This is a genomic window from Pseudomonas sp. Pseu.R1, from assembly GCF_045764065.1.
GTDB lineage: Bacteria > Pseudomonadota > Gammaproteobacteria > Pseudomonadales > Pseudomonadaceae > Aquipseudomonas.
In genome coordinates, this window is sequence record NZ_JBJGEE020000001.1 from 4,735,048 (window position 1) to 4,754,582 (window position 19,535).

Sequence of the window (19,535 nt, forward strand, 5' to 3'; positions counted from 1 at the left end):
ACCGCTCTATTGACCCGGATGCCCTGTGCAGGTGTGCAATGCGGAGGCTCGACGACATGGAGCGTCTGACGCGTTTCCTCGCTGCCCTGACGCGCTGGGGACTGAGCTTGTGTGCGTTGGTCCTGGTACTGATTGCGCTGTACGTCAGCGTGGGCCGCGAACTGGTGCCGATGGTGGCCGAGTATCGCGCTGACGTCGAACTCAACGCGCAGCAAGCGGTGGGCATGCCCGTCAGCATCGGCAAGCTGGAAGGGACATGGAGCGGCTTTGCGCCGATCTTCACGGCACGGGACGTCATGGTGGGGCAGGGCGCCGGCACCGTGCGCCTCGATCACGTCCGTGCCGTGCCTGACCTGTGGGCCAGCCTGAAGGCCCGACAAGTGCGCATCGCGCGGCTTGAACTCGACGGCCTGCAATTGGGCCTCAAGGAAGACAAGGACGGTCACTGGGCGCTTCAAGGGCTGCCGGTGCAGGACGACAAACCGTTCGATCCGCAGCAGACCCTGACGCAAATGCAGATGATCTCGCAGTTGTCGTTGTTCGACAGCCAGATCACGCTGCAACCCTACGAACAATCGCCACTGACCCTGACCTACGTCAGCATGACCCTCAGGACCGGGCGCTTTCACCAGCGCCTCGACGCACGCCTGACGCTGCCTGACGGCCAGCCGTTGTCCCTCAACGTTCGCTCGAAAATGCGCGCCGAAGCGTGGCGTGACGCCGAAGCCGAGGCCTACCTGAGCCTGCCGCAGAGTGACTGGGCAAAATGGCTACCGAACAGCTTGACCCGTGACTGGAAAATCAAGACGTTCAAGGCCGGTGGCGAATTCTGGCTGACGTGGGGCAAAGGCAATTTGCAGTCGGGGGTGGCGCGGGTCAACGCTCCACAATTCAAGGGCGGCTATGCCGACAGAAAGGCGTCGAAGCTCGACAATATGGCGCTCAACGCCTGGTTCCAGCGGGATGACAGCGGTTTCACCCTGTCGCTGAACTCGCTGGCCATGGACATCGCCAGCAAACGTTGGGAGAGCCATCTTCAGCTCAAGCAGACGGCGGCGACGTCTGAGAGTGAGGCGTTATGGCACGTACAGGCTGACCGGCTGGATCTGACCCCCATCACGCCGTTGCTCGACTCTCTGGCGCCGCTGCCGGACAAGCTGATGGTGGTGCTCGATCACCTCAAGGTCACCGGTGGCTTGCGCAATGTCTTGGTGGATTACCGCCCGCAAGCTGAGGGCGCGAAGCGTCTGAGCTTCGCGGCCAACCTCGACAAGGTCGGATTTGACGCCTACCACGGCGCGCCGGCGGCGGGGAACGTCAGCGGGGCAATCAGCGGTGATCTGGCGGGCGGCGAGCTGCGCCTGGACACTGACGACTTCATGCTGCACCTTGACCCCATATTCAAGAACGAATGGCGCTATCGCCACGCCGATGCGCGCCTGACCTGGGCGCTGGACGATCAAGGCTTCACGCTGATCGCGCCGTACATCAAGGTGCTGGGGGATGAAGGCAAGATCGCCAGCGATTTTCTGATTCGCCTGCATTATGACCAGAGCCAGGAAGATTACATGGACTTGCGCGTCGGTCTGGTGGACGCGGACGGCCGCTACACCTCCAAATACCTGCCCGCCGTGCTCAGCCCTGCGCTGGACAATTGGCTGCGCACCGCCATTCTCAGCGGTAACGTCGAGCAGAGCTTTTTCCAGTATCAGGGCTCGCTCAACCATGACGCGCCAGATGTGGCGCGGGTGATCAGCCTGTTCTTCAAGGTGAACAACGCCAACCTCGCGTTCCAGCCGGGCTGGCCGCAACTGACCGGCGTGGATGGCAACGTGTTCGTCGAAAACAGCGGCGTGCGCATTCGTGCCACCAAGGGCCAGTTGCTGGGCACCCAGGTCAGCAACGTGGCCGTGGATGTACCCCATGTGCCGAGCGGTCAGCCGAGCCATTTGCTGGTGGACGGCGATTTCAATGGCAGTCTGCAAGACGGCATGAAAATCTTGCAGGAGGCGCCCATTGGCACCGGTTCGACCTTCGCGGGCTGGCAGGCTGAAGGCCCGTTGCAGGGGCACATCAATCTGGATGTTCCGCTGGTCAAGGGCCAGGAGCCCAAGGTCGCCGTGGACTTCAACACCGACAGCGCACGTCTGCGGTTGCCGGATCCTGTGCTTGACCTGACCCAGCTCAAGGGCAATTTTCGCTTCGATTACAACAAGGGACTGAGTGGCAAGAATATTCGGGCCATGGCCTTCGACAAGCCGCTCAATGCCGAGATTTTCGCCGAGGGCAAACCGGGTGCACTGGTGACGCGGATTGCGGCTACCAGCCAGATCAACACCAAGCGCCTGACCGACTGGTTGAGCGTGACCCAGCCGCTGCCGGTGTCGGGGGATCTGCCGTATCAACTGCAACTGACCCTCAACGGCACCGACAGCCAGTTGCTGATCAATTCGAACCTCAAAGGGGTCACAGTCGATCTGCCCGCACCGTTCGGCAAGGGCGCCGATGAAACCCGAGACACCGCGTTGCGCATGAACCTGCAAGGGCCTGAGCGGCGTATCAACGTGGGCTACGGCAATCTCGCCAATCTGGCGTTCGCGGCACCGGCAGGCAAGTTCGCTGAAGGTCGTGGCGAGTTGTTCCTCGGCGAAGGCGGGGCGATTGTGCCGGACGGTAAGGGCCTGCGCGTGCGCGGTTCACTGTCCGAACTCGACATCGCACCTTGGCAGTCGATGGTGCAGCGCTATGCCGGTAATGATCCAGGCGGCAGCGCCAAGCAGATGCTCGGTGGCGTCGACCTGCAAATCGGCAAGTTGACGGCGTTCGGCACGACACTGGGTCAGGCACGGGTTCAGCTCAATCGCAACGACGCCAGTTGGGCAGTGGCGCTCGACAGTCAGAAGATCAAAGGCTCGGCGACCCTGCCGGACAACAAGGCCACGCCTGCGGACATCAATCTGCTTTATGTGCGCCTGCCTGCGCCGGATCCTAACGCGGCGGTGGTGGAGAATGCGCCGGACCCACTGGCGGACGTCGACCCACACAATATTCCGGCAATGAACATCAAGATCACTCAGTTGTTTCAAGGGGATCAATTGGTGGGTGCCTGGTCGCTCAAGGCCCGCCCGACCGCCAGTGGCCTTCTGTTGAACGACATGGACCTGGGCCTCAAAGGCATCAACCTGGTAGGCAATGGCGGCTGGGAAGGCACGCCGGGTGCGACCAGCAGTTGGTTCAAAGGCCAGGTGGCGGGCAAGAATCTGGCGGATGTCCTGAAGGCCTGGGGCTTCGCGCCTACGGTGACCAGTCAGGAGTTTGAAATGAACGCCGATGGGCGCTGGCCGGGATCGCCTGCGTGGGTTGGTCTCAAGCGGTATTCCGGCAGCCTGGATGCGACGCTGAAGAACGGTCAGTTCGTTGAAGTGGAGGGTGGCGCGCAGGCGCTGCGGGTGTTCGGCTTGCTGAACTTCAACTCCATTGGCCGTCGCCTGCGGCTGGATTTCTCCGATTTGCTCAGCAAAGGCTTGAGCTACGACAAGGTCAAGGGGCTGCTGGTGGCCAGTGATGGCGTTTACGTGACTCGCGACCCGATCACGCTGATTGGCCCATCGAGCAATCTGGAACTCAACGGCACGCTGGACATGGTGCAGGACCGCGTGGACGCCAAGTTGTTGGTGACCTTGCCGGTGACCAACAACCTGCCGATCGCGGCGCTCATCGTCGGCGCCCCTGCGATTGGCGGTGCGTTGTTCCTGGTCGATAAGCTGCTGGGCGACCGCGTGGCGCGTTTCGCCAGCGTGCAATACAAGGTCGAAGGGCCATGGAAAGAGCCTAAGATTACCTTCGACAAACCGTTCGAAAAGCCGCAATGATCTACGCCACGCATCCGTAGCAGCACGGCTTGCCGGCGGTGGCGTATTCGAGATCGCTGCCGCCGACAAGCCGGACTGCCACGGGGCGGCATCGGGCATCTGGACGTGTCTTGCCCACAATGCCATCCCACCCACCCAAGGAGCACCCATGTCCTTCGCTGTGATTCAGATGGTCAGTCAGAGCGACATCGCAGCCAACCTGGCCCGCGCTCGCGCATTGCTTGAGCAGGCTGCTGCATCGGGCGCGAAGCTGGCCGTGCTGCCGGAAAACTTCACCGCGATGGGGCGTCGCGACGTCGCTGCCATCGGGCGTGCCGAAGCCTTGGGCGAAGGTCCGATCCTTCCGTGGTTGAAACTCGCCGCTCGCGACCTCAAGTTATGGATTGTCGCCGGAACCATTCCGTTGCCGCCGCAAGATCAGCCTGATGGCAAGGTGACCGCCTGTTCATTGCTGGTCGATGATCAGGGCGAGCACGTGGCGCGTTACGACAAGCTGCACTTGTTCGACGTGGACGTGGCCGATGCGCGCGGGCGCTATCGTGAATCCGACGACTATGCTCATGGCAACAACGTGGTGGTGGCTGACACCCCCGTGGGAAAACTCGGTCTGACGGTGTGTTACGACCTGCGTTTCCCGGAGCTGTATACCGCCCTGCGGGAAGCCGGGGCTGAATTGATTACCGCGCCGTCGGCCTTTACCGCCGTGACCGGCGCGGCGCACTGGGAGGTTCTGTTGCGTGCGCGAGCCATTGAAACCCAGTGCTACTTACTGGCGGCCGCACAAGGCGGAATACACCCGGGGCCGAGAGAGACATTTGGGCACGCGGCGATCATCGATCCATGGGGCCGCGTGTTGGCCGAGCAGGCACAGGGTGAAGCCGTGCTGCTGGCCGAACGAGACAGTGATGAACAAGCGTCCATACGGGCGCGGATGCCGGTATCGAACCACCGGCGATTTTTTTCGCAGGACGTCTTGCGGCCTGCTAATACCCCGGAGTGAATATGAGCGACTTGTCCTCTGTCAGCGAACACCTTCTGGCACCAGGCGGCCTGAGTATCGACAGCCTGCAATCGGTGCTCGGTGAGCTTGCCGGTCCCGGGATCGACGCGGCTGACCTGTATTTTCAGGGCCAGATTTCCGAGTCTTGGGCGCTGGAAGACGGCATCGTCAAGGAAGGCAGCTTCAACCTCGATCAAGGCGTGGGCGTGCGTGCGCAGTCCGGTGAGAAAACCGGTTTTGCCTACAGCAATGCGATCACACCCGACGCCCTGAGCCAGGCCGCTCGGGCTGCCCGTTCGATTTCCCGCGCAGGGCAGAATGGCCGCGTGCAGGCGTTTACCACCCAAGACGTCGCTCAGTTGTACGCACCGGACAACCCGCTGGAGGTCATGACCCGCGCTGAAAAGGTCGAGTTGCTCAAGCGCGTCGACGCGGCGACCCGAGCGCTGGACCCCCGCATTCAGCAGGTCACGGTGAGCATGGCCGGTGTCTGGGAGCGCATTCTGGTAGCCTCCACTGACGGTGGTCTGGCCGCAGACACGCGCCCGCTGGTGCGCTTCAACGTCAGCGTGATCGTCGAGCAGAATGGCCGACGCGAGCGTGGCGGTCATGGTGGCGGCGGGCGCACCGACTATCGCTATTTCCTTCAGGAAGACCGCGCCATGGGCTATGCCCGTGAGGCATTGCGCCAGGCACTGGTCAATCTGGAAGCCATTCCCGCGCCTGCTGGCACGCTCCCGGTGGTGCTGGGCTCTGGTTGGTCCGGTGTTCTGCTGCATGAAGCCGTGGGCCATGGCCTTGAAGGTGACTTCAACCGCAAGGGCAGTTCGGCCTACAGCGGTCGCATGGGCGAAATGGTTGCCTCGAAACTCTGCACCATTGTCGACGACGGCACGCTGGCCGGGCGTCGTGGCTCGCTGAGCGTCGATGACGAAGGCACCCCGACCGAATGCACCACGCTGATCGAGAACGGCGTGCTCAAGGGTTACATGCAGGACAAGCTAAACGCGCGCCTGATGGGTGTTGCGCGCACCGGTAACGGTCGTCGGGAGTCCTACGCGCACCTGCCGATGCCACGCATGACCAACACCTACATGTTAGGTGGCCAGAGCGATCCAGCAGAAATCATTGCCTCGGTGAAAAAAGGCATCTATTGCGCCAACCTCGGCGGCGGTCAGGTGGACATCACCAGCGGCAAGTTCGTGTTTTCCACCAGCGAGGCGTATCTCATCGAAGACGGCAAGATCACCGCGCCGGTCAAGGGCGCGACGCTGATCGGCAATGGACCTGAGTGCATGAGCCGGGTGTCGATGGTCGGTAACGACCTTTCGCTGGACAGCGGCGTGGGGACGTGCGGCAAGGATGGGCAATCGGTGCCGGTGGGCGTGGGGCAGCCGACGTTGAAGATTGATGCGATTACTGTGGGTGGTACTGGCGCTTAATACTGTAGTAGCGCGCTTGCCCGCGATTGCGGTGTGTCAATCACCACATCTGTCACTGACAGATTGCAATCGCGGGCAAGCGAGCTCCTACAGGGGACGCAACGAGGCTTACCGCAATCCGCGCTTGGTTTCGTCCAGTTCGCGGATGTATTTGAAGATTTTACGGGCCGCGGAGGGCGCCTTGTTCTGCTTGGCTTCGTGCTGGGCCTGACGGATGAGCGAACGCAGTTGCTGGCGATCGGCCTCCGGGTACTCGTTGACGAATTGTTCGAGGACGTCGTCGGTGCCGCCGATCAAACGGTCGCGCCAGCGTTCCAGGTTGTGGAAACGCTCGTTGTACTGACGTGTGGAGGCGTCAAGCTGGTCCAGCAGCACCAGGATTTCATCCAGGCTCTGATCACGCATCAGCCTGCCGATGAACGAGATGTGGCGTTTACGCGCGATGTGCGCGGTGTGCTTGGGCGCATCGGCCAGTGCCCGACGCAACTCGTCGGTCAACGGCAGCTTGGCCAGCACGTCGGGCTTGAATGTCGTCAAGCGTTCACCCAGTTCGACCAGCGCGTGAAGCTCTCGCTTGACCTGGGATTTGCTTTTCTCTCCGTCGAAGGAGTCGTCGTAAGAATCAACCATGGGGGCAGTCCGCAAATAAACGCCGCCATGATAACCAGTCGGGGACCAATTGTCCGGCCCGGCTGCCGAAATCGGAATTTGATGGAGTAAGTCATGAGTGCATCAGAAAGCGTCGGCCCACGGGCCTTGCCAGCGCTACAACAGCAGGTCGAGCAAATCGTCGCAGAAGCCAAGCGTCAGGGCGCGACGGCGTGTGAGGTCGCGGTGTCGGTAGATCAGGGCCTGTCGACGTCGGTGCGTCAGCGTGAAGTCGAGACCGTGGAGTTCAACCGCGATCAGGGTTTTGGTATCACCTTGTATGTGGGGCAGCGCAAAGGCTCGGCCAGCACCTCGGCCAGCGGGCCTGATGCGATTCGTGAAACCGTCGCGGCCGCGTTGGCCATCGCCAAACACACGTCTGAAGACGAAAGCTCGGGCCTGGCCGATGCTGCCTTGATGGCCAAAGAGCAACCAGACTTCGACCTATTCCACCCTTGGCACATCACCCCCGAAGAGGCCATTGAAAAAGCGCTGATCTGCGAGGCAGCGGCTTTCGATGCCAACCCGTTGATCAAGAACGCTGATGGCACCACGCTGAATGTGCACCAAGGCTGCCGCGTATACGGCAACAGCCACGGTTTCATCGGGGGCTACGCGTCGACCCGTCATAGCCTCAGCTGCGTGATGATCGCCGAAAAAGACGGCCAGATGCAGCGCGATTACTGGTACGACGTCAATCGTCAGGGTGAGTTGCTGATGGACGCCAGGCTGATCGGCCAGAAAGCTGCCGAGCGTGCGGCGAGCCGTTTGGGGGCGCGTCCGGTGCCGACCTGCGAAGTGCCGGTGCTGTTTTCGGCAGAGCTGGCGGGTGGTTTGTTCGGCAGCTTCCTGGGGGCGATTTCCGGTGGAAATCTGTACCGCAAGTCGTCGTTCCTCGAAGGTGCGATCGGCCAGCGCCTGTTTCCAGAGTGGATGACCATCGATGAACGTCCTCACCTGATGCGCGCCATGGGCAGCGCTGCGTTCGACGGCGATGGCTTGGCGACCTATGCCAAGCCGTTCGTCGAAAACGGTGATCTGGTGTCGTACATCCTCAGCACCTATTCGGGCCGCAAACTGGGCCTGCCGAGCACCGCCAACGCGGGTGGCGTGCACAACCTGTTCGTTTCCCATGGCACTGAAGATCAGGCGGCCCTGATCCGCCGCATGGGACGCGGTCTGTTGGTCACTGAGCTGATGGGCAGCGGTTTGAACATGGTGACCGGCGATTACTCACGTGGCGCGGCAGGGTTCTGGGTCGAGAACGGCGAGATCCAGTTCGCGGTTCAGGAAGTGACCATTGCTGGCAACATGCGCGACATGTTCAAGCAGATCGTCGCCGTTGGCAGCGATCTGGAGATGCGCAGCAACATTCGCACGGGTTCTGTGTTGATCGAGCGGATGACCGTGGCGGGGAGCTGATTTCTCCAGCCCCACGCAACACCCAAAGGCCTGCCCCGATATCGGTGCGGGCCTTTTTGTTGGCCGCAAAACTCGCCATACCGCTAAACCCCTGTGGGAGCCGACTTGCTGGCGAATGCGGCGTGTCAGTCACCTTATCTGCCATTGGTCCACCGTATTCGCCAGCAAGCCGGCTCCCACAAGGTCCGCTGCCGCTTCAATGTCGGGGTTGTTTTGATTCTTAAACTCATTTAATAATGAATATCATTTGCTAAATGAGCCTCTGCCATGGCCGCTGTTCTGCACGAGTCGCCTTACCTGGAAAACTGGCGTGCGCTGAGTCTGCGGATTCGCTGTGCCCTGGACCCGGACGAGCCACGTGTCATTGAGCATTACCTTGCCGAAGGCCGCTATCTGGCGCGTTTCACCGCCACGCCTCAGGTGCTGATCGCTGAAAGCACCTTCCGCCTGCTGATCGACACGGCCCGTGACACCGCCTTGCCCTGGCACTGGCGCTGCCTGTGTCTGGATCAAGCCTGGCGTCCACTGCGCGATCTGCAGGCCCTCGCTCATTCCGTCATTCAACGCCAACGCTGGCAGAGCTTCGCCCATCAGCTGGCGACCTGCGTGTTGCAGCCCTCGATTTCTCTCGCTGAACTGATGCAAGGATCTACCGATGAGTAATACCCGTATTGAACGCGACAGCATGGGCGAGTTGCAGGTTCCGGCCGAGGCCCTGTACGGCGCGCAGACCCAGCGTGCGGTGAACAACTTCCCGATCAGCCAGTTGCGCATGCCGCGCCAGTTCGTGCGTGCGTTGCTGCTGGCCAAGGCCGCAGCCGCTCAGGCCAACCTTGAGCTGAAACAGATCACCGAGGGCCAGAGCAAGGCCATCGTCACCGCGTGCAAGGAGCTGCTGGAGGGCGATTACATGGTGCATTTCCCGGTGGACGTGTTCCAGACCGGCTCCGGCACCAGCACCAACATGAACGCCAACGAAGTCATCGCGACCCTCGCGACCCGCATTCTGGGCGAACCGGTGAACGCCAACGACCACGTCAACTGTGGCCAGAGCAGCAACGACATCATCCCGACCACCATCCACGTCAGTGCTGCGCTGGCGATTCACGAACAACTGCTGCCTGCGCTGGCGCATCTGGTGCAGGTCACCGAGAAGAAAGCCGTGCAGGTGCACCCGTTCGTGAAGACTGGCCGTACTCACCTGATGGACGCCATGCCCGTACGTCTGAGCCAGGTGCTCAACGGTTGGTCGCAGCAGCTCAAGGCCAATGTCGAACACATCGAAAACCTGCTGCCGAGCCTGCAAGCGCTGGCCCAGGGCGGCACGGCGGTGGGCACCGGGATCAACGCCCACCCTGAATTTGCGTCGCGTTTTGCCACCAAGCTGAGCCAGTTGAGTGAAGTCGGCTTCGTGCCGGGCAAGGACCTGTTCGCCTTGATCGGCTCGCAAGACACCGCTGTCGCCGTTTCCGGCCAGTTGAAGGCCACTGCCGTGTCGCTGATGAAGATCGCCAACGACCTGCGCTGGATGAACTCAGGTCCCTTGGCTGGCTTGGGTGAAATCGAATTGGAAGGCCTGCAACCGGGTTCGTCGATCATGCCGGGCAAAGTCAATCCGGTGATCCCGGAAGCCACCGCGATGGTCGCCGCACAAGTGATCGGCAACGACGCCGCGATCACCGTCGCCGGTCAGTCGGGTAACTTCGAGCTGAACGTGATGCTGCCGATCATCGCCCACAACCTGCTGGAAAGCATCGAATTGCTGGCCAATTCCAGCCGTCTGCTGGCAGACAAAGCCATCGCCACGTTCAAGGTCAACGAAGCCAAGCTCAAGGAAGCCTTGTCGCGCAACCCGATTCTGGTGACCGCGCTGAACCCGATCATCGGCTACCTCAAGGCCGCCGAAATCGCCAAGACCGCCTACAAGGAAGGCCGTCCGATCATCGATGTTGCGCTGGAGCACACCGATCTGGACCGCGCCCAGCTGGAAACCCTGCTCAACCCGGAAAAACTCACGGCCGGCGGCATCTGACCGCCAGCTTCCGCCCACGTCACACGTCGAGGAGACGCGCCATGGAGCATTGGAAAAGCACCATTTTGAAAGGCAATAGCTGCTTCAACCGTGGCGATCTGGTCGACGCCCGCGAACTCTATCTGCAAGCCCTCGCCCTGGCGCAAGTGCTGTTGGAGCGCTGGAAAGACCCTGACGAGGCGGTGGCAGCGTTCGTGATTTCCCATCACAACCTGGCGGATCTGCACCTGAGCCTGAACCAGCCCGAAGAAAGCGCCGAGTACCTGTGCGCGGCGCACCAGCGGTTGTTACAGGTGATCCAGAACACCCGTTTCGCACCTGCGCTGCGTCAGGCCGCGCTCCGCCACAGCAACAAAACCTACAGCGAACTGTTGGGCTTCATCAGCGAACACGGTGAATACCCACGTACCCATCGCCTGCTCAATAGCAGCGGCGAACACACACGTTCGGCGCTTCAGCGTAATGCCGCTGCCGCCGGAACATTGTCCTTTGGAGTCCATTGATATGCCGTATACCTTGCCTGCCTTGCCATACGCCTACGATGCCCTTGAGCCGCACATCGATGCGCAGACCATGGAGATCCACTACACCAAACATCACCAGACCTACATCAACAACCTCAATGCCGCTGTCGAGGGCACTGAGTACGCTGAGTGGCCAATCGAGAAACTGGTGGCCAGTGTCGGCCAACTGCCGAAAAAACTGCGCCCGGCGGTGATCAACCAGGGTGGCGGTCACGCCAACCACTCGCTGTTCTGGGAAGTCATGAGCCCGAATGGCGGCGGCCTGCCAAGCGGTGCGCTGGCCAAAGCCATCGATGAGCAATTGGGCGGTATCGACGCTTTCAAAGAAGCCTTCACCAAAGCGGCACTGACCCGTTTTGGCAGCGGGTGGGCCTGGTTGAGCGTCACCCCGGAAAAGAAACTGGTCGTGGAAAGCAGCGGCAACCAGGACAGCCCGTTGATGAATGGCAACACGCCGATCCTCGGTCTGGACGTTTGGGAGCACGCCTACTACCTGCGCTACCAAAACCGTCGTCCTGAGTACATCGCCGCGTTCTACAACGTCGTGAATTGGGATGAAGTGGCCAAGCGATATTCGGCTGCAATTTCTTAACGCCCATAACAAGAAGTAGACGATCTATGCCTTCGGATTTCCTCACCCTCAGCAGCGGACGCTTGTTTCGTCTGGCCATTGGTTCGATTTTGCTATTGGTCGGCACGGGACTGCTGATTGCCCAGGGACTCACTTGGCTGAGCCTTGAACCGCGCATGTTGAGGGCGCTGGAAGGCGGAGCGTTGTGCGCGCTGGGAACGGCACTGGGCGCAGTCCCCGTGCTGGTGATTCGCGGAATGCCGGTGGCAGTGTCCGACGGGTTGCTGGGCTTTGGCGCGGGCATCATGCTCGCTGCCACGGCCTTCTCCCTGATCGTGCCGGGCCTTGATGCAGCCCAAAGCCTGGGCTTCTCGGCATGGGGCGCGGGCGCGTTGGTCAGCGTCGGCATTCTCGCGGGCGCGGTCGGTTTGTTCGTCGTCGACACGCTGGTCTCACAAGGGCCGCAGTTGTCCGAGGTGGCGGAAAAAGCGTCTATCCCTTCGAATATCTGGCTGTTTGTCATCGCCATCATCGCCCACAACATTCCGGAAGGCATGGCCGTAGGCGTGTCAGCGGGCGGCGGTCTGGCGCACGCGGACAGTCTGGCCATGGGCATCGCCTTGCAAGATGTGCCGGAAGGTCTGGTGATTGCGCTGGTGCTGGCGGCGGCAGGCATGTCGCGGCTCAATGCCTTTCTGATCGGTGCAGCGTCGGGGCTGGTCGAGCCGGTGTTTGCCGTGCTGTGTGCGTGGCTGGTGGAAATCGCCGCGCTTTTGTTGCCGGTCGGGTTGGCGCTGGCGGCGGGGGCGATGTTGCTGGTGGTCACTCACGAAATCATTCCCGAATCACGCCGCAACGGACACGACAAGATCGCCAGCTTCGGGCTGTTGGTCGGGTTTTGTCTGATGATGGTGATGGATACGGCGTTGGCGTAATGCAGATTGCTTACGCTCTTCGGGCAGAATCCAGAGCGGGGACGTCCCCGTTCTGTATAAAAACCCTTATAATCGCGCGCCTATTTTCCTCAGATGCGAGATCCGCCGTGAGCTTACCGCCGTGCCCCAAATGCAATTCCGAATACACCTATGAAGACGGCGCCCAACTCGTCTGCCCGGAATGCGCCCATGAGTGGTCCGCCAACGGCGTGGCTGAAGCGGACGATGACGTGAAAATCATCAAGGATGCGGTCGGCAACACGCTGCAGGACGGCGACACTGTGACCGTGATCAAGGACCTGAAAGTCAAAGGTTCGTCGCTGGTGGTGAAGGTCGGCACCAAGGTGAAGAACATTCGATTGGTGGATGGCGATCACGACATCGATTGCAAGATCGATGGCATTGGTGCGATGAAGCTGAAGTCCGAGTTCGTGAAGAAGGGTTGATTCGTCCCGGTTTCAAAGCCGAGCACAACCCTTGTGGGAGCCGGCTTGCTGGCGAAATCGGTGAGTCAGATACGGATGACTTGGCTGACCCACCGCTTTCGCCAGCAAGCCGGCTCCCACAGAGGTGCACCTCGGGTCGGGCTGCCGCCATTCCTCAACACGGCAAGTTGATCCCGAACGTGTTCTCCCCACGCTCGCTGCGAACAAACACGGTCCCGCCATGCATCAACGCAATCGCCTTCACAATCGCCAATCCCAACCCATGATTCCCGCCGCTGTTAGTGCGTGACGCATCAACCCGATAAAAGCGCTCGAACAGTTTCGGCAAATGCTCGCCGGAAATCAGCGTACCGGGGTTGGTGACGCCAATGCTGACGTGATCGCCTTCGTCCTTGATGTCCACGTGAATCACCCGCCCCGGCGCAGTGTGCTGCACGGCGTTGTGCAGCAAATTGATCATGGCGCGCCGCAGATGGGCCTTCTCGATGGGCGCTTGCGCGTCGCCGCGTACTTGAACCTGCACCTGAGCGTCTTCAAGGATGAAATCCAGATAGTCCAGCGTGGTCGCCACTTCCTCGGCCAGCGACACTTCGGTCAGTTCAGTGGCCTTGCTGCCCTGATCGGCGCTGGCCAGAAACAGCATGTCGTTGATGATCGAGCGCAGTCGCTCCAACTCCTCAAGGTTCGATTGCAGCACCTCGAAGTAATGTTCGGCAGAGCGCCCTCGGGTCAGCGCCACCTGGGTCTGACCGATGAGGTTGGTCAGTGGTGAACGCAGTTCGTGCGCGACGTCGGCGTTGAACGATTCCAGCCGCGAATAGGCTTGTTCGACTCGCTCCAGCGTCGAGTTGAACGAGGTCACGAACTGATCCAGTTCAGGCGGCAGTGACGACAACTGCAAGCGACCGGACAGCCGGGGCGGTGCCAGTTTGCGTGCCTCCAGCGAGAGATCCAGCAACGGCTTGAGGCCGATATGCGCCACCCAATAACCCAACGCCGAGGCCAAGGCGATGCCGATGGCGGCCAGACTGATCAGGGCGATCACCAGCGAATGCTGGGTTTGTCGGAATGTTTCGGTATCGATGGCCGTCAGAAATCGCAGGGGAGGGCGTTGATCTTTGGCCGGGAACTCGCTGACCCGCACTTTGAACGGATAGTTGTGATCGTTCAGATACAAGTCGCGCATGCCCAACGGGCCTTGGGCGAATGCGCGAATCTTGGGGTCAGGGCTGCCGAATTCGTAAGAAGGGTTGTCACTGACCACCCAGAAGCGCAGCCGCTTGTCCTCTTCGCTGAGCAGCTTGAGCTTGACGCTGAGTTTTCCCCAATGCTCCAGATCACCGAAGCGCTGCACCTGGGATTCCAGAACGCTGTAACGGGCATCGACTTCCGCTTCCGGCAACAGGCCCAGGCCCTTGTCCACTTGCAGATAAAGCGCCCAGCCGATTAGCAGAAACACCAGCAGTGCCACAAGGGCAAACATGCCGCTCAGGCGCAGGGCAATGGAGTTACTCGCCACGACGGTGCTCCAGTGCACGGCTCTCCAACACATAACCCATGCCGCGAATGGTGTGCAGCAGTTTCTGCTCGAACGGCCCATCGAGTTTGGCGCGCAGGCGTTTGATCGCCACTTCGACGACGTTGGCGTCGCTGTCGAAATTGATGTCCCAGACCATCTCGGCAATCGACGTCTTGGACAGGATCTCGCCATGCCGACGCGCGAGCACGCTGAGCAGTGAGAACTCCTTGGCCGTCAGGTCCAGACGCGCGCCGTTGCGCGTGGCCTTGCGGCTGATCAGGTCGATCCACAGATCGGCGATGCTGATCTGCACCGGTTCATGGCCGCCGCTGCGACGGGTCAGGGCTTGCAGACGTGCGACCAGTTCAAGGAAGGAAAACGGCTTGCCCAGATAGTCATCGGCGCCTTCGCGCAGGCCGCGAATCCGGTCATCGACGTTTTCCCGGGCGGTGAGCATGATCACCGGCGTCTGCTTGCGCGCGCGCAGTGCCCGCAGGATGCCGTAGCCGTCCAGGCCGGGCAGCATGACGTCGAGAATGATCACGGCGTAGTCGCTCTCCAGCGCCATGTGCAGGCCTTCGATGCCATCCCGCGCAACGTCCGTCGTGTACCCCTGTTCGGTCAGTCCCCGGTGCAGGTAGTCGGCGGTTTTTTCTTCGTCTTCGATAATCAGGACACGCATGGGTGCACTCTCACGTTCTCTGTGCTCACTGCTTTTTTGATGCTTATTTTTCAGCCACGAGCTGGGGCGCCGCTTTTCTGTCTGTCGTGGGCGGTGTCGGTGCCGTGGTCGGCTGCCGACGATGAAAGATTCGTTCCAGTTGCAGGTAAATCACGGGCGTGGTGAACAGCGTCAACGCCTGACTCACCAGCAAACCGCCTACGACCGCAATGCCCAGTGGCTGACGCAACTCAGCCCCTACACCATAGCCGAGCATCAACGGCAGGGCGCCGAGCAACGCCGCCAACGTGGTCATGATGATTGGCCGGAAACGGGTGACGCAGGCCTGGTAAATCGCCTCTTCTGGCGACAGCCCGCGATCACGCTGGCCTTCCAGCGCAAAGTCCACCAACAGGATACCGTTCTTCTTGACGATGCCGATCAGCAGCACGATACCGATCAGGCCCATGATCGAGAAATCCTGGCCCATCAACCACAGCAACAGCAGTGCGCCGATGCCCGCCGAAGGCAGTGTCGAGATGATCGTCAACGGGTGCACGAAACTCTCGTAAAGCACGCCTAGGATGATGTACACCGCCACCAGCGCCGCCAGAATCAGCCACGGCTGGTTGGCCAATGAGCTTTGGAATGCCTGGGCCGCGCCCTGAAAATTACCGATGATTGAAGCAGGCATGCCGATTTCGTTCTTGGCCTGATCCAGCAGTTGCACCGCATCGCCCAACGCCACGCCCGCTGACAGGTTGAATGACAGGTTCGCAGCGGGGAACATCCCGTCGTGACTGATCGACAACGGCCCCATTTTTGGCGCCCCCACTTTGGCCAACGCCGACAGTGGCACCATCTCGTTGGTCAATGGCGAGCGCAGGTAGAAATAGTTCAGGCTCTCGGCCTTGCCGCGCTGGGACGGATCAAGTTCCAGGATGACTTTGTACTGGTTGATGTCGGTCTGGTATTCGTTGATCTGCCGCTGGCCGAAGGCGTCGTACAGTGCCTGATCGACGTCCGCGGTGGTCAGGCCGAAGCGCGCGGCGGCGCTGCGGTCGATGTCCAGGTGCGTGACGCTGCCGCCCAGTTGCAGGTCGTTGGACAGGTCACGAAATGCCGGAATGGTCTTGAGTTTTTCAGTGAGCTTCTGCGTCCACTCGTTCAGTAAAGCGCCGTTGTTGCTCTTGAGTACGTATTGGTACTGGGCACGGCTCGGGCCGGAACTCAGGTTGATGTCCTGGCCTGCGCGCAGGTAGAGGACAATGCCGGGAATCTTCGCCAGTTTCGGACGGATCCGGTCGATGAACTCGCTGGCGGAAACATCGCGATCACCCCGGTCCTTCAGCGCAATCCACACGCGGCCGTTGGCGATGGTCTGGTTGCTGCCACTAACACCCACTGAATGGGAGAAGGCTTTGACGGCAGGGTCTTCGCCGATGATTTTCGCCAGTTGCTTGTGCTTGGCCACCATGTCCGGGTAAGAAATGTCCGCCGCCGCTTCACTGGTGCCGAGCACCATACCGGTGTCCTGAACCGGAAAGAAGCCTTTGGGGATCAGTACGTAACCGACCACTGCCAGCACCAGTGTCAGGCCAAAGATGCTCATCATCATGCGTTGATGGGCGAGGGCGAAGCGCACGCCACGGGCGTAGCGCGCCAGCAGTTTTTCGCCAAAACCGGGGTTGGCATGGGCGTCGTGTTTCGGCGCGCGCATGAACAGTGCGGCCAGTGTCGGCGCCAAGGTCAGCGAGACCATTACCGAAATCAGAATGGTTGACGTCGCCGTCAGCGCAAATTCCTTGAACAAGCGTCCGACCACGCCGCCCATGAACAGCAATGGGATGAACGCTGCAATCAGCGAGAAGCTGATCGACACCACTGTGAAGCCGATCTCGCCCGCGCCCTTGATCGCGGCATCGCGCATGCTTTCACCGGCTTCGAGATGGCGGTGGATGTTTTCCACCACCACGATGGCATCGTCGACCACGAAGCCGACCGCCACCACAATGGCCACCAGCGTCAGGTTGTTGAGGCTGAAACCGAGCACGTACATCAGGGCAAAGCTGGCCACCAGCGAGACACCGAGTACGGCGGTCACGATCAGTGTTGCAGAGACCTGGCGCAGGAACAGTGCCATCACCGCGATCACCAGCACGATGGCGATCAGCAGGGTCATTTCCACTTCATGCAGGGACGCGCGAATGGTCTTGGTCCGGTCGCTGAGCACCGAAACGTCCACGGACGCCGGGAGCATTTCCTGCAAACGAGGCAGCTCGCCGAGCACGCGGTCCACGGTCTCGACGATGTTGGCGCCGGGCTGACGGAAGACCACGATGTTCACGCCTTGCTGATCGCCAGACCAGGCATTGACGTAAGCGTTTTCCGAACCGTCGATGACTTTCGCTACATCACGCAGGTGAACCGGAGCGCCGTCCTTGTAGGACACGATCAACTGGTCGTAGTCCTTGGCCTGGAACAACTGGTCGTTGGAGGCCAGCGTCGACACGCTGTCCTTGCCATACAACGCACCTTTGGCGAGGTTGAGGCTGGTTTGTTGCAGGCTCGTGCGCAAATCGCCCAACGTCAGCCCGATGGACGCGAGCTTTTCCGGCGCGGCCTGTACGCGAATGGCCGGACGCCGCTGGCCGGTGATCGCGACTTGGCCTACGCCATTGATCTGGCTCAACTGACGGGCCAACAGGGATTCGGTGACATCGCTCAGCTCGGTGCTGGGCATCAGATTGGAACTGACGCTCAAGATCAGCACCGGGCTGTCGGCAGGGTTGACCTTGCGCCAGGTGGGGGCCGTTGGCAGGTCAGCTGGCAGGCGTCCCGAAGCGGTGTTGATCGCGGCCTGCACTTCCTGCGCAGCAGTGTCGATGCTCTTGTTCAGCACGAATTGCAGGGTCAGGTTGGTCGAACCCAAGGCGCTGCTGGAGGTCATCTGCGTCATGCCGGGGATGGCGCTGAACTGCACTTCGAGGGGCGTAGCGACCGAGGAGGCCATGGTTTGCGGACTGGCGCCGGGCAGTGTGGCGGACACCTGAATCGTGGGGAATTCAGCTTCTGGCAGCGGCGCGACGGGCAGGCGCGGAAAAGCGATGCAACCCAGCAAAACCAGCGCGAATGTCAGCAGTACGGTGGCGATAGGGTGATTCACGCACCATGCGGAAATCGAACCGTGGCCTTTCATTTCGCGGTTCCTCCTGCATCCGCCAGAGTGGCCGCTGGGTCCGCCTTGACCACCTCAATGTGCGCACCGTCCTTAAGGCGCGACTGGCCGTCGCTGACCAGCACGTCATTGGCACTCACGCCGCTGATCAGCACCAGATCACTGTTCTGGTAAAGCACTTTGACAGGGACCACTTCAACCTTGTCGCCGATGACCCGAAACACATAATGCTGCTCGATGCCGCGCTGGACTACCTGCGGCGGGACTTTCAACGCATCGCGTTCGATGGCGGTCTGGATGCGCACGCTGACCAACTGGCCAGGCCACAGTTTTTCAGCGGTATTGTCGAAAATGGCCTTGGCGCGAATGGTGCCCGTGGTGGCAGCGACCTGATTGTCGATCAGGGTCAGTTTGCCTTCGCCCAGCAAGGTGCCGGTTACGCCATCGCCCATATAGGCGTTGACCTTTGCGGGTGTAGGAGATGCGAGCAGGTCATGCAGGGTTGGAAGCATCTGCTGCGGCAGTGAGAACTCAACGGAGACGGGATCTATCTGCGTTACGGAGAACAGTCCATTGGCGTCCGTGACGCGCAGAAAGTTGCCCTCATCGACATTACGAATGCCGACGCGGCCTGTCACCGGAGAACGAATTTGGGTGTAGGAAAGCTGCACTTGAGAGGCATTGATCGACGCCTGATTGCCCAGCACGGTCGCCTTGAGTTGATTGACCAACGCCTGTTGCTGGTCGAACTGCTGCTTGGAAATACTGTTGTCCACAGTCAGCAGTTTGTAGCGCTTGAGATCGACTTCCGCCACATCGAGTTGGGCCTGGCTCTGGCTCAACTGCGCCTTGGCCTGTTCGAGGGCCGCACGAATCGAGCGGTCGTCAATGGTCGCCAACAAATCCCCGATTTTGACCTGCTGGCCTTCCTTCACCATCAGCCTGGTCAGAATGCCGTCCACCTGCGTGCGGATCACCACGCTTTGCAGCGAAAGCACCGAGCCGATACCCGTGACGTAACGCGGCACATCTTCCCGGACCACATTGATCACTTGCACTGGAACGGCGATGGACGCAGTGGTTTTCTTGGGGGCCGGGCGGGTCAACGTCCAGGCACCCACTGCCAGCGATACTGCGAGAACGGTTACAGCCGCTAACACAGATTTTTTCTTTTTGTGCATACAGATATAACGCCAGCAAAAAATGGAGGGCAGATAATTGAGAGCCTCCTTTATACCTCCTGCACCCGGTCAGCAAAATGACTGCTACCTGTCAATATTGTCAG

At 60.7% G+C, this 19,535-nt stretch carries 15 protein-coding genes; 10 read left to right on the top strand and 5 right to left on the bottom strand.

The window, feature by feature from the left end; translation table 11 throughout:
• Nucleotides 1-56: 56 nt before the first annotated feature.
• The 3 genes from ACI5GA_RS21545 to tldD all read left to right on the top strand — a co-directional run bounded on the left by ACI5GA_RS21545 (nt 57) and on the right by tldD (nt 6,314).
• Entirely contained in the window at nt 57-3,872 is a 3,816-nt protein-coding gene (locus ACI5GA_RS21545) for a YhdP family protein (protein WP_421424211.1), read from the top strand.
• Between the two features lie 148 nt (nt 3,873-4,020).
• Nucleotides 4,021-4,872, top strand: a complete 852-nt coding sequence (locus ACI5GA_RS21550) for a carbon-nitrogen hydrolase family protein (protein ID WP_421424212.1) — start codon at nt 4,021-4,023, stop codon at nt 4,870-4,872.
• A gap of 2 nt (nt 4,873-4,874) precedes the next feature.
• Nucleotides 4,875-6,314, top strand: coding sequence for a metalloprotease TldD (gene tldD / locus ACI5GA_RS21555; protein ID WP_421424213.1), 1,440 nt, complete (start codon nt 4,875-4,877; stop codon nt 6,312-6,314).
• A gap of 108 nt (nt 6,315-6,422) precedes the next feature.
• Here tldD and yjgA read toward each other — a convergent pair whose 3' ends face one another.
• The gene (yjgA, locus tag ACI5GA_RS21560; RefSeq protein ID WP_404637198.1) at nt 6,423-6,944 is read right to left on the bottom strand and encodes a ribosome biogenesis factor YjgA; all 522 of its coding nucleotides are present in this window, start codon (nt 6,942-6,944) and stop codon (nt 6,423-6,425) included.
• 93 nt (nt 6,945-7,037) lie between these two features.
• On the opposite strand from yjgA, the gene pmbA reads away from it, so the two are divergent.
• The 7 genes from pmbA (at nt 7,038) to ACI5GA_RS21595 (ending at nt 12,892) form a co-directional block, all read left to right on the top strand.
• Nucleotides 7,038-8,384, top strand: coding sequence for a metalloprotease PmbA (gene pmbA / locus ACI5GA_RS21565; RefSeq protein ID WP_421424214.1), 1,347 nt, complete (start codon nt 7,038-7,040; stop codon nt 8,382-8,384).
• A gap of 267 nt (nt 8,385-8,651) precedes the next feature.
• Nucleotides 8,652-9,047, top strand: coding sequence for a FagA protein (locus ACI5GA_RS21570; RefSeq protein ID WP_404637202.1), 396 nt, complete (start codon nt 8,652-8,654; stop codon nt 9,045-9,047).
• On the top strand, nt 9,040-10,416 hold the full coding sequence (locus ACI5GA_RS21575) for a class II fumarate hydratase (protein WP_421424215.1): 1,377 nt from the start codon (nt 9,040-9,042) through the stop codon (nt 10,414-10,416). Before ACI5GA_RS21570 ends, ACI5GA_RS21575 begins: the two co-directional genes overlap by 8 nt.
• A gap of 41 nt (nt 10,417-10,457) precedes the next feature.
• On the top strand, nt 10,458-10,919 hold the full coding sequence (locus ACI5GA_RS21580) for a hypothetical protein (RefSeq protein WP_421424216.1): 462 nt from the start codon (nt 10,458-10,460) through the stop codon (nt 10,917-10,919).
• A gap of 1 nt (nt 10,920) precedes the next feature.
• Nucleotides 10,921-11,532, top strand: coding sequence for a superoxide dismutase (locus ACI5GA_RS21585; RefSeq protein WP_421424217.1), 612 nt, complete (start codon nt 10,921-10,923; stop codon nt 11,530-11,532).
• 26 nt (nt 11,533-11,558) lie between these two features.
• The gene (locus ACI5GA_RS21590; protein WP_404637210.1) at nt 11,559-12,446 is read left to right on the top strand and encodes a ZIP family metal transporter; all 888 of its coding nucleotides are present in this window, start codon (nt 11,559-11,561) and stop codon (nt 12,444-12,446) included.
• A 107-nt stretch (nt 12,447-12,553) separates the two neighbouring features.
• The gene (locus ACI5GA_RS21595) at nt 12,554-12,892 is read left to right on the top strand and encodes a zinc ribbon domain-containing protein YjdM (RefSeq protein WP_404637212.1); all 339 of its coding nucleotides are present in this window, start codon (nt 12,554-12,556) and stop codon (nt 12,890-12,892) included.
• Between the two features lie 154 nt (nt 12,893-13,046).
• Here the strand turns inward: ACI5GA_RS21595 and ACI5GA_RS21600 are convergent, their stop codons facing one another.
• From ACI5GA_RS21600 to ACI5GA_RS21615, 4 genes are read right to left on the bottom strand one after another with little or no spacing between them, the layout of a single operon-like run.
• Nucleotides 13,047-14,411, bottom strand: a complete 1,365-nt coding sequence (locus ACI5GA_RS21600; protein WP_421424218.1) for a heavy metal sensor histidine kinase — start codon at nt 14,409-14,411, stop codon at nt 13,047-13,049.
• Nucleotides 14,401-15,093 (bottom strand): heavy metal response regulator transcription factor, encoded by a 693-nt coding sequence (locus ACI5GA_RS21605; RefSeq protein ID WP_404637216.1) that lies wholly within the window; start codon nt 15,091-15,093, stop codon nt 14,401-14,403. Before ACI5GA_RS21605 ends, ACI5GA_RS21600 begins: the two co-directional genes overlap by 11 nt.
• Nucleotides 15,094-15,136: 43 nt before the next feature.
• Nucleotides 15,137-18,271 (bottom strand): multidrug efflux RND transporter permease subunit, encoded by a 3,135-nt coding sequence (locus ACI5GA_RS21610; RefSeq protein ID WP_421424219.1) that lies wholly within the window; start codon nt 18,269-18,271, stop codon nt 15,137-15,139.
• Nucleotides 18,268-19,431 (bottom strand): efflux RND transporter periplasmic adaptor subunit, encoded by a 1,164-nt coding sequence (locus tag ACI5GA_RS21615; protein ID WP_421424220.1) that lies wholly within the window; start codon nt 19,429-19,431, stop codon nt 18,268-18,270. The genes ACI5GA_RS21610 and ACI5GA_RS21615 overlap by 4 nt, the downstream gene beginning before the upstream one ends.
• Nucleotides 19,432-19,535: the final 104 nt, after the last annotated feature.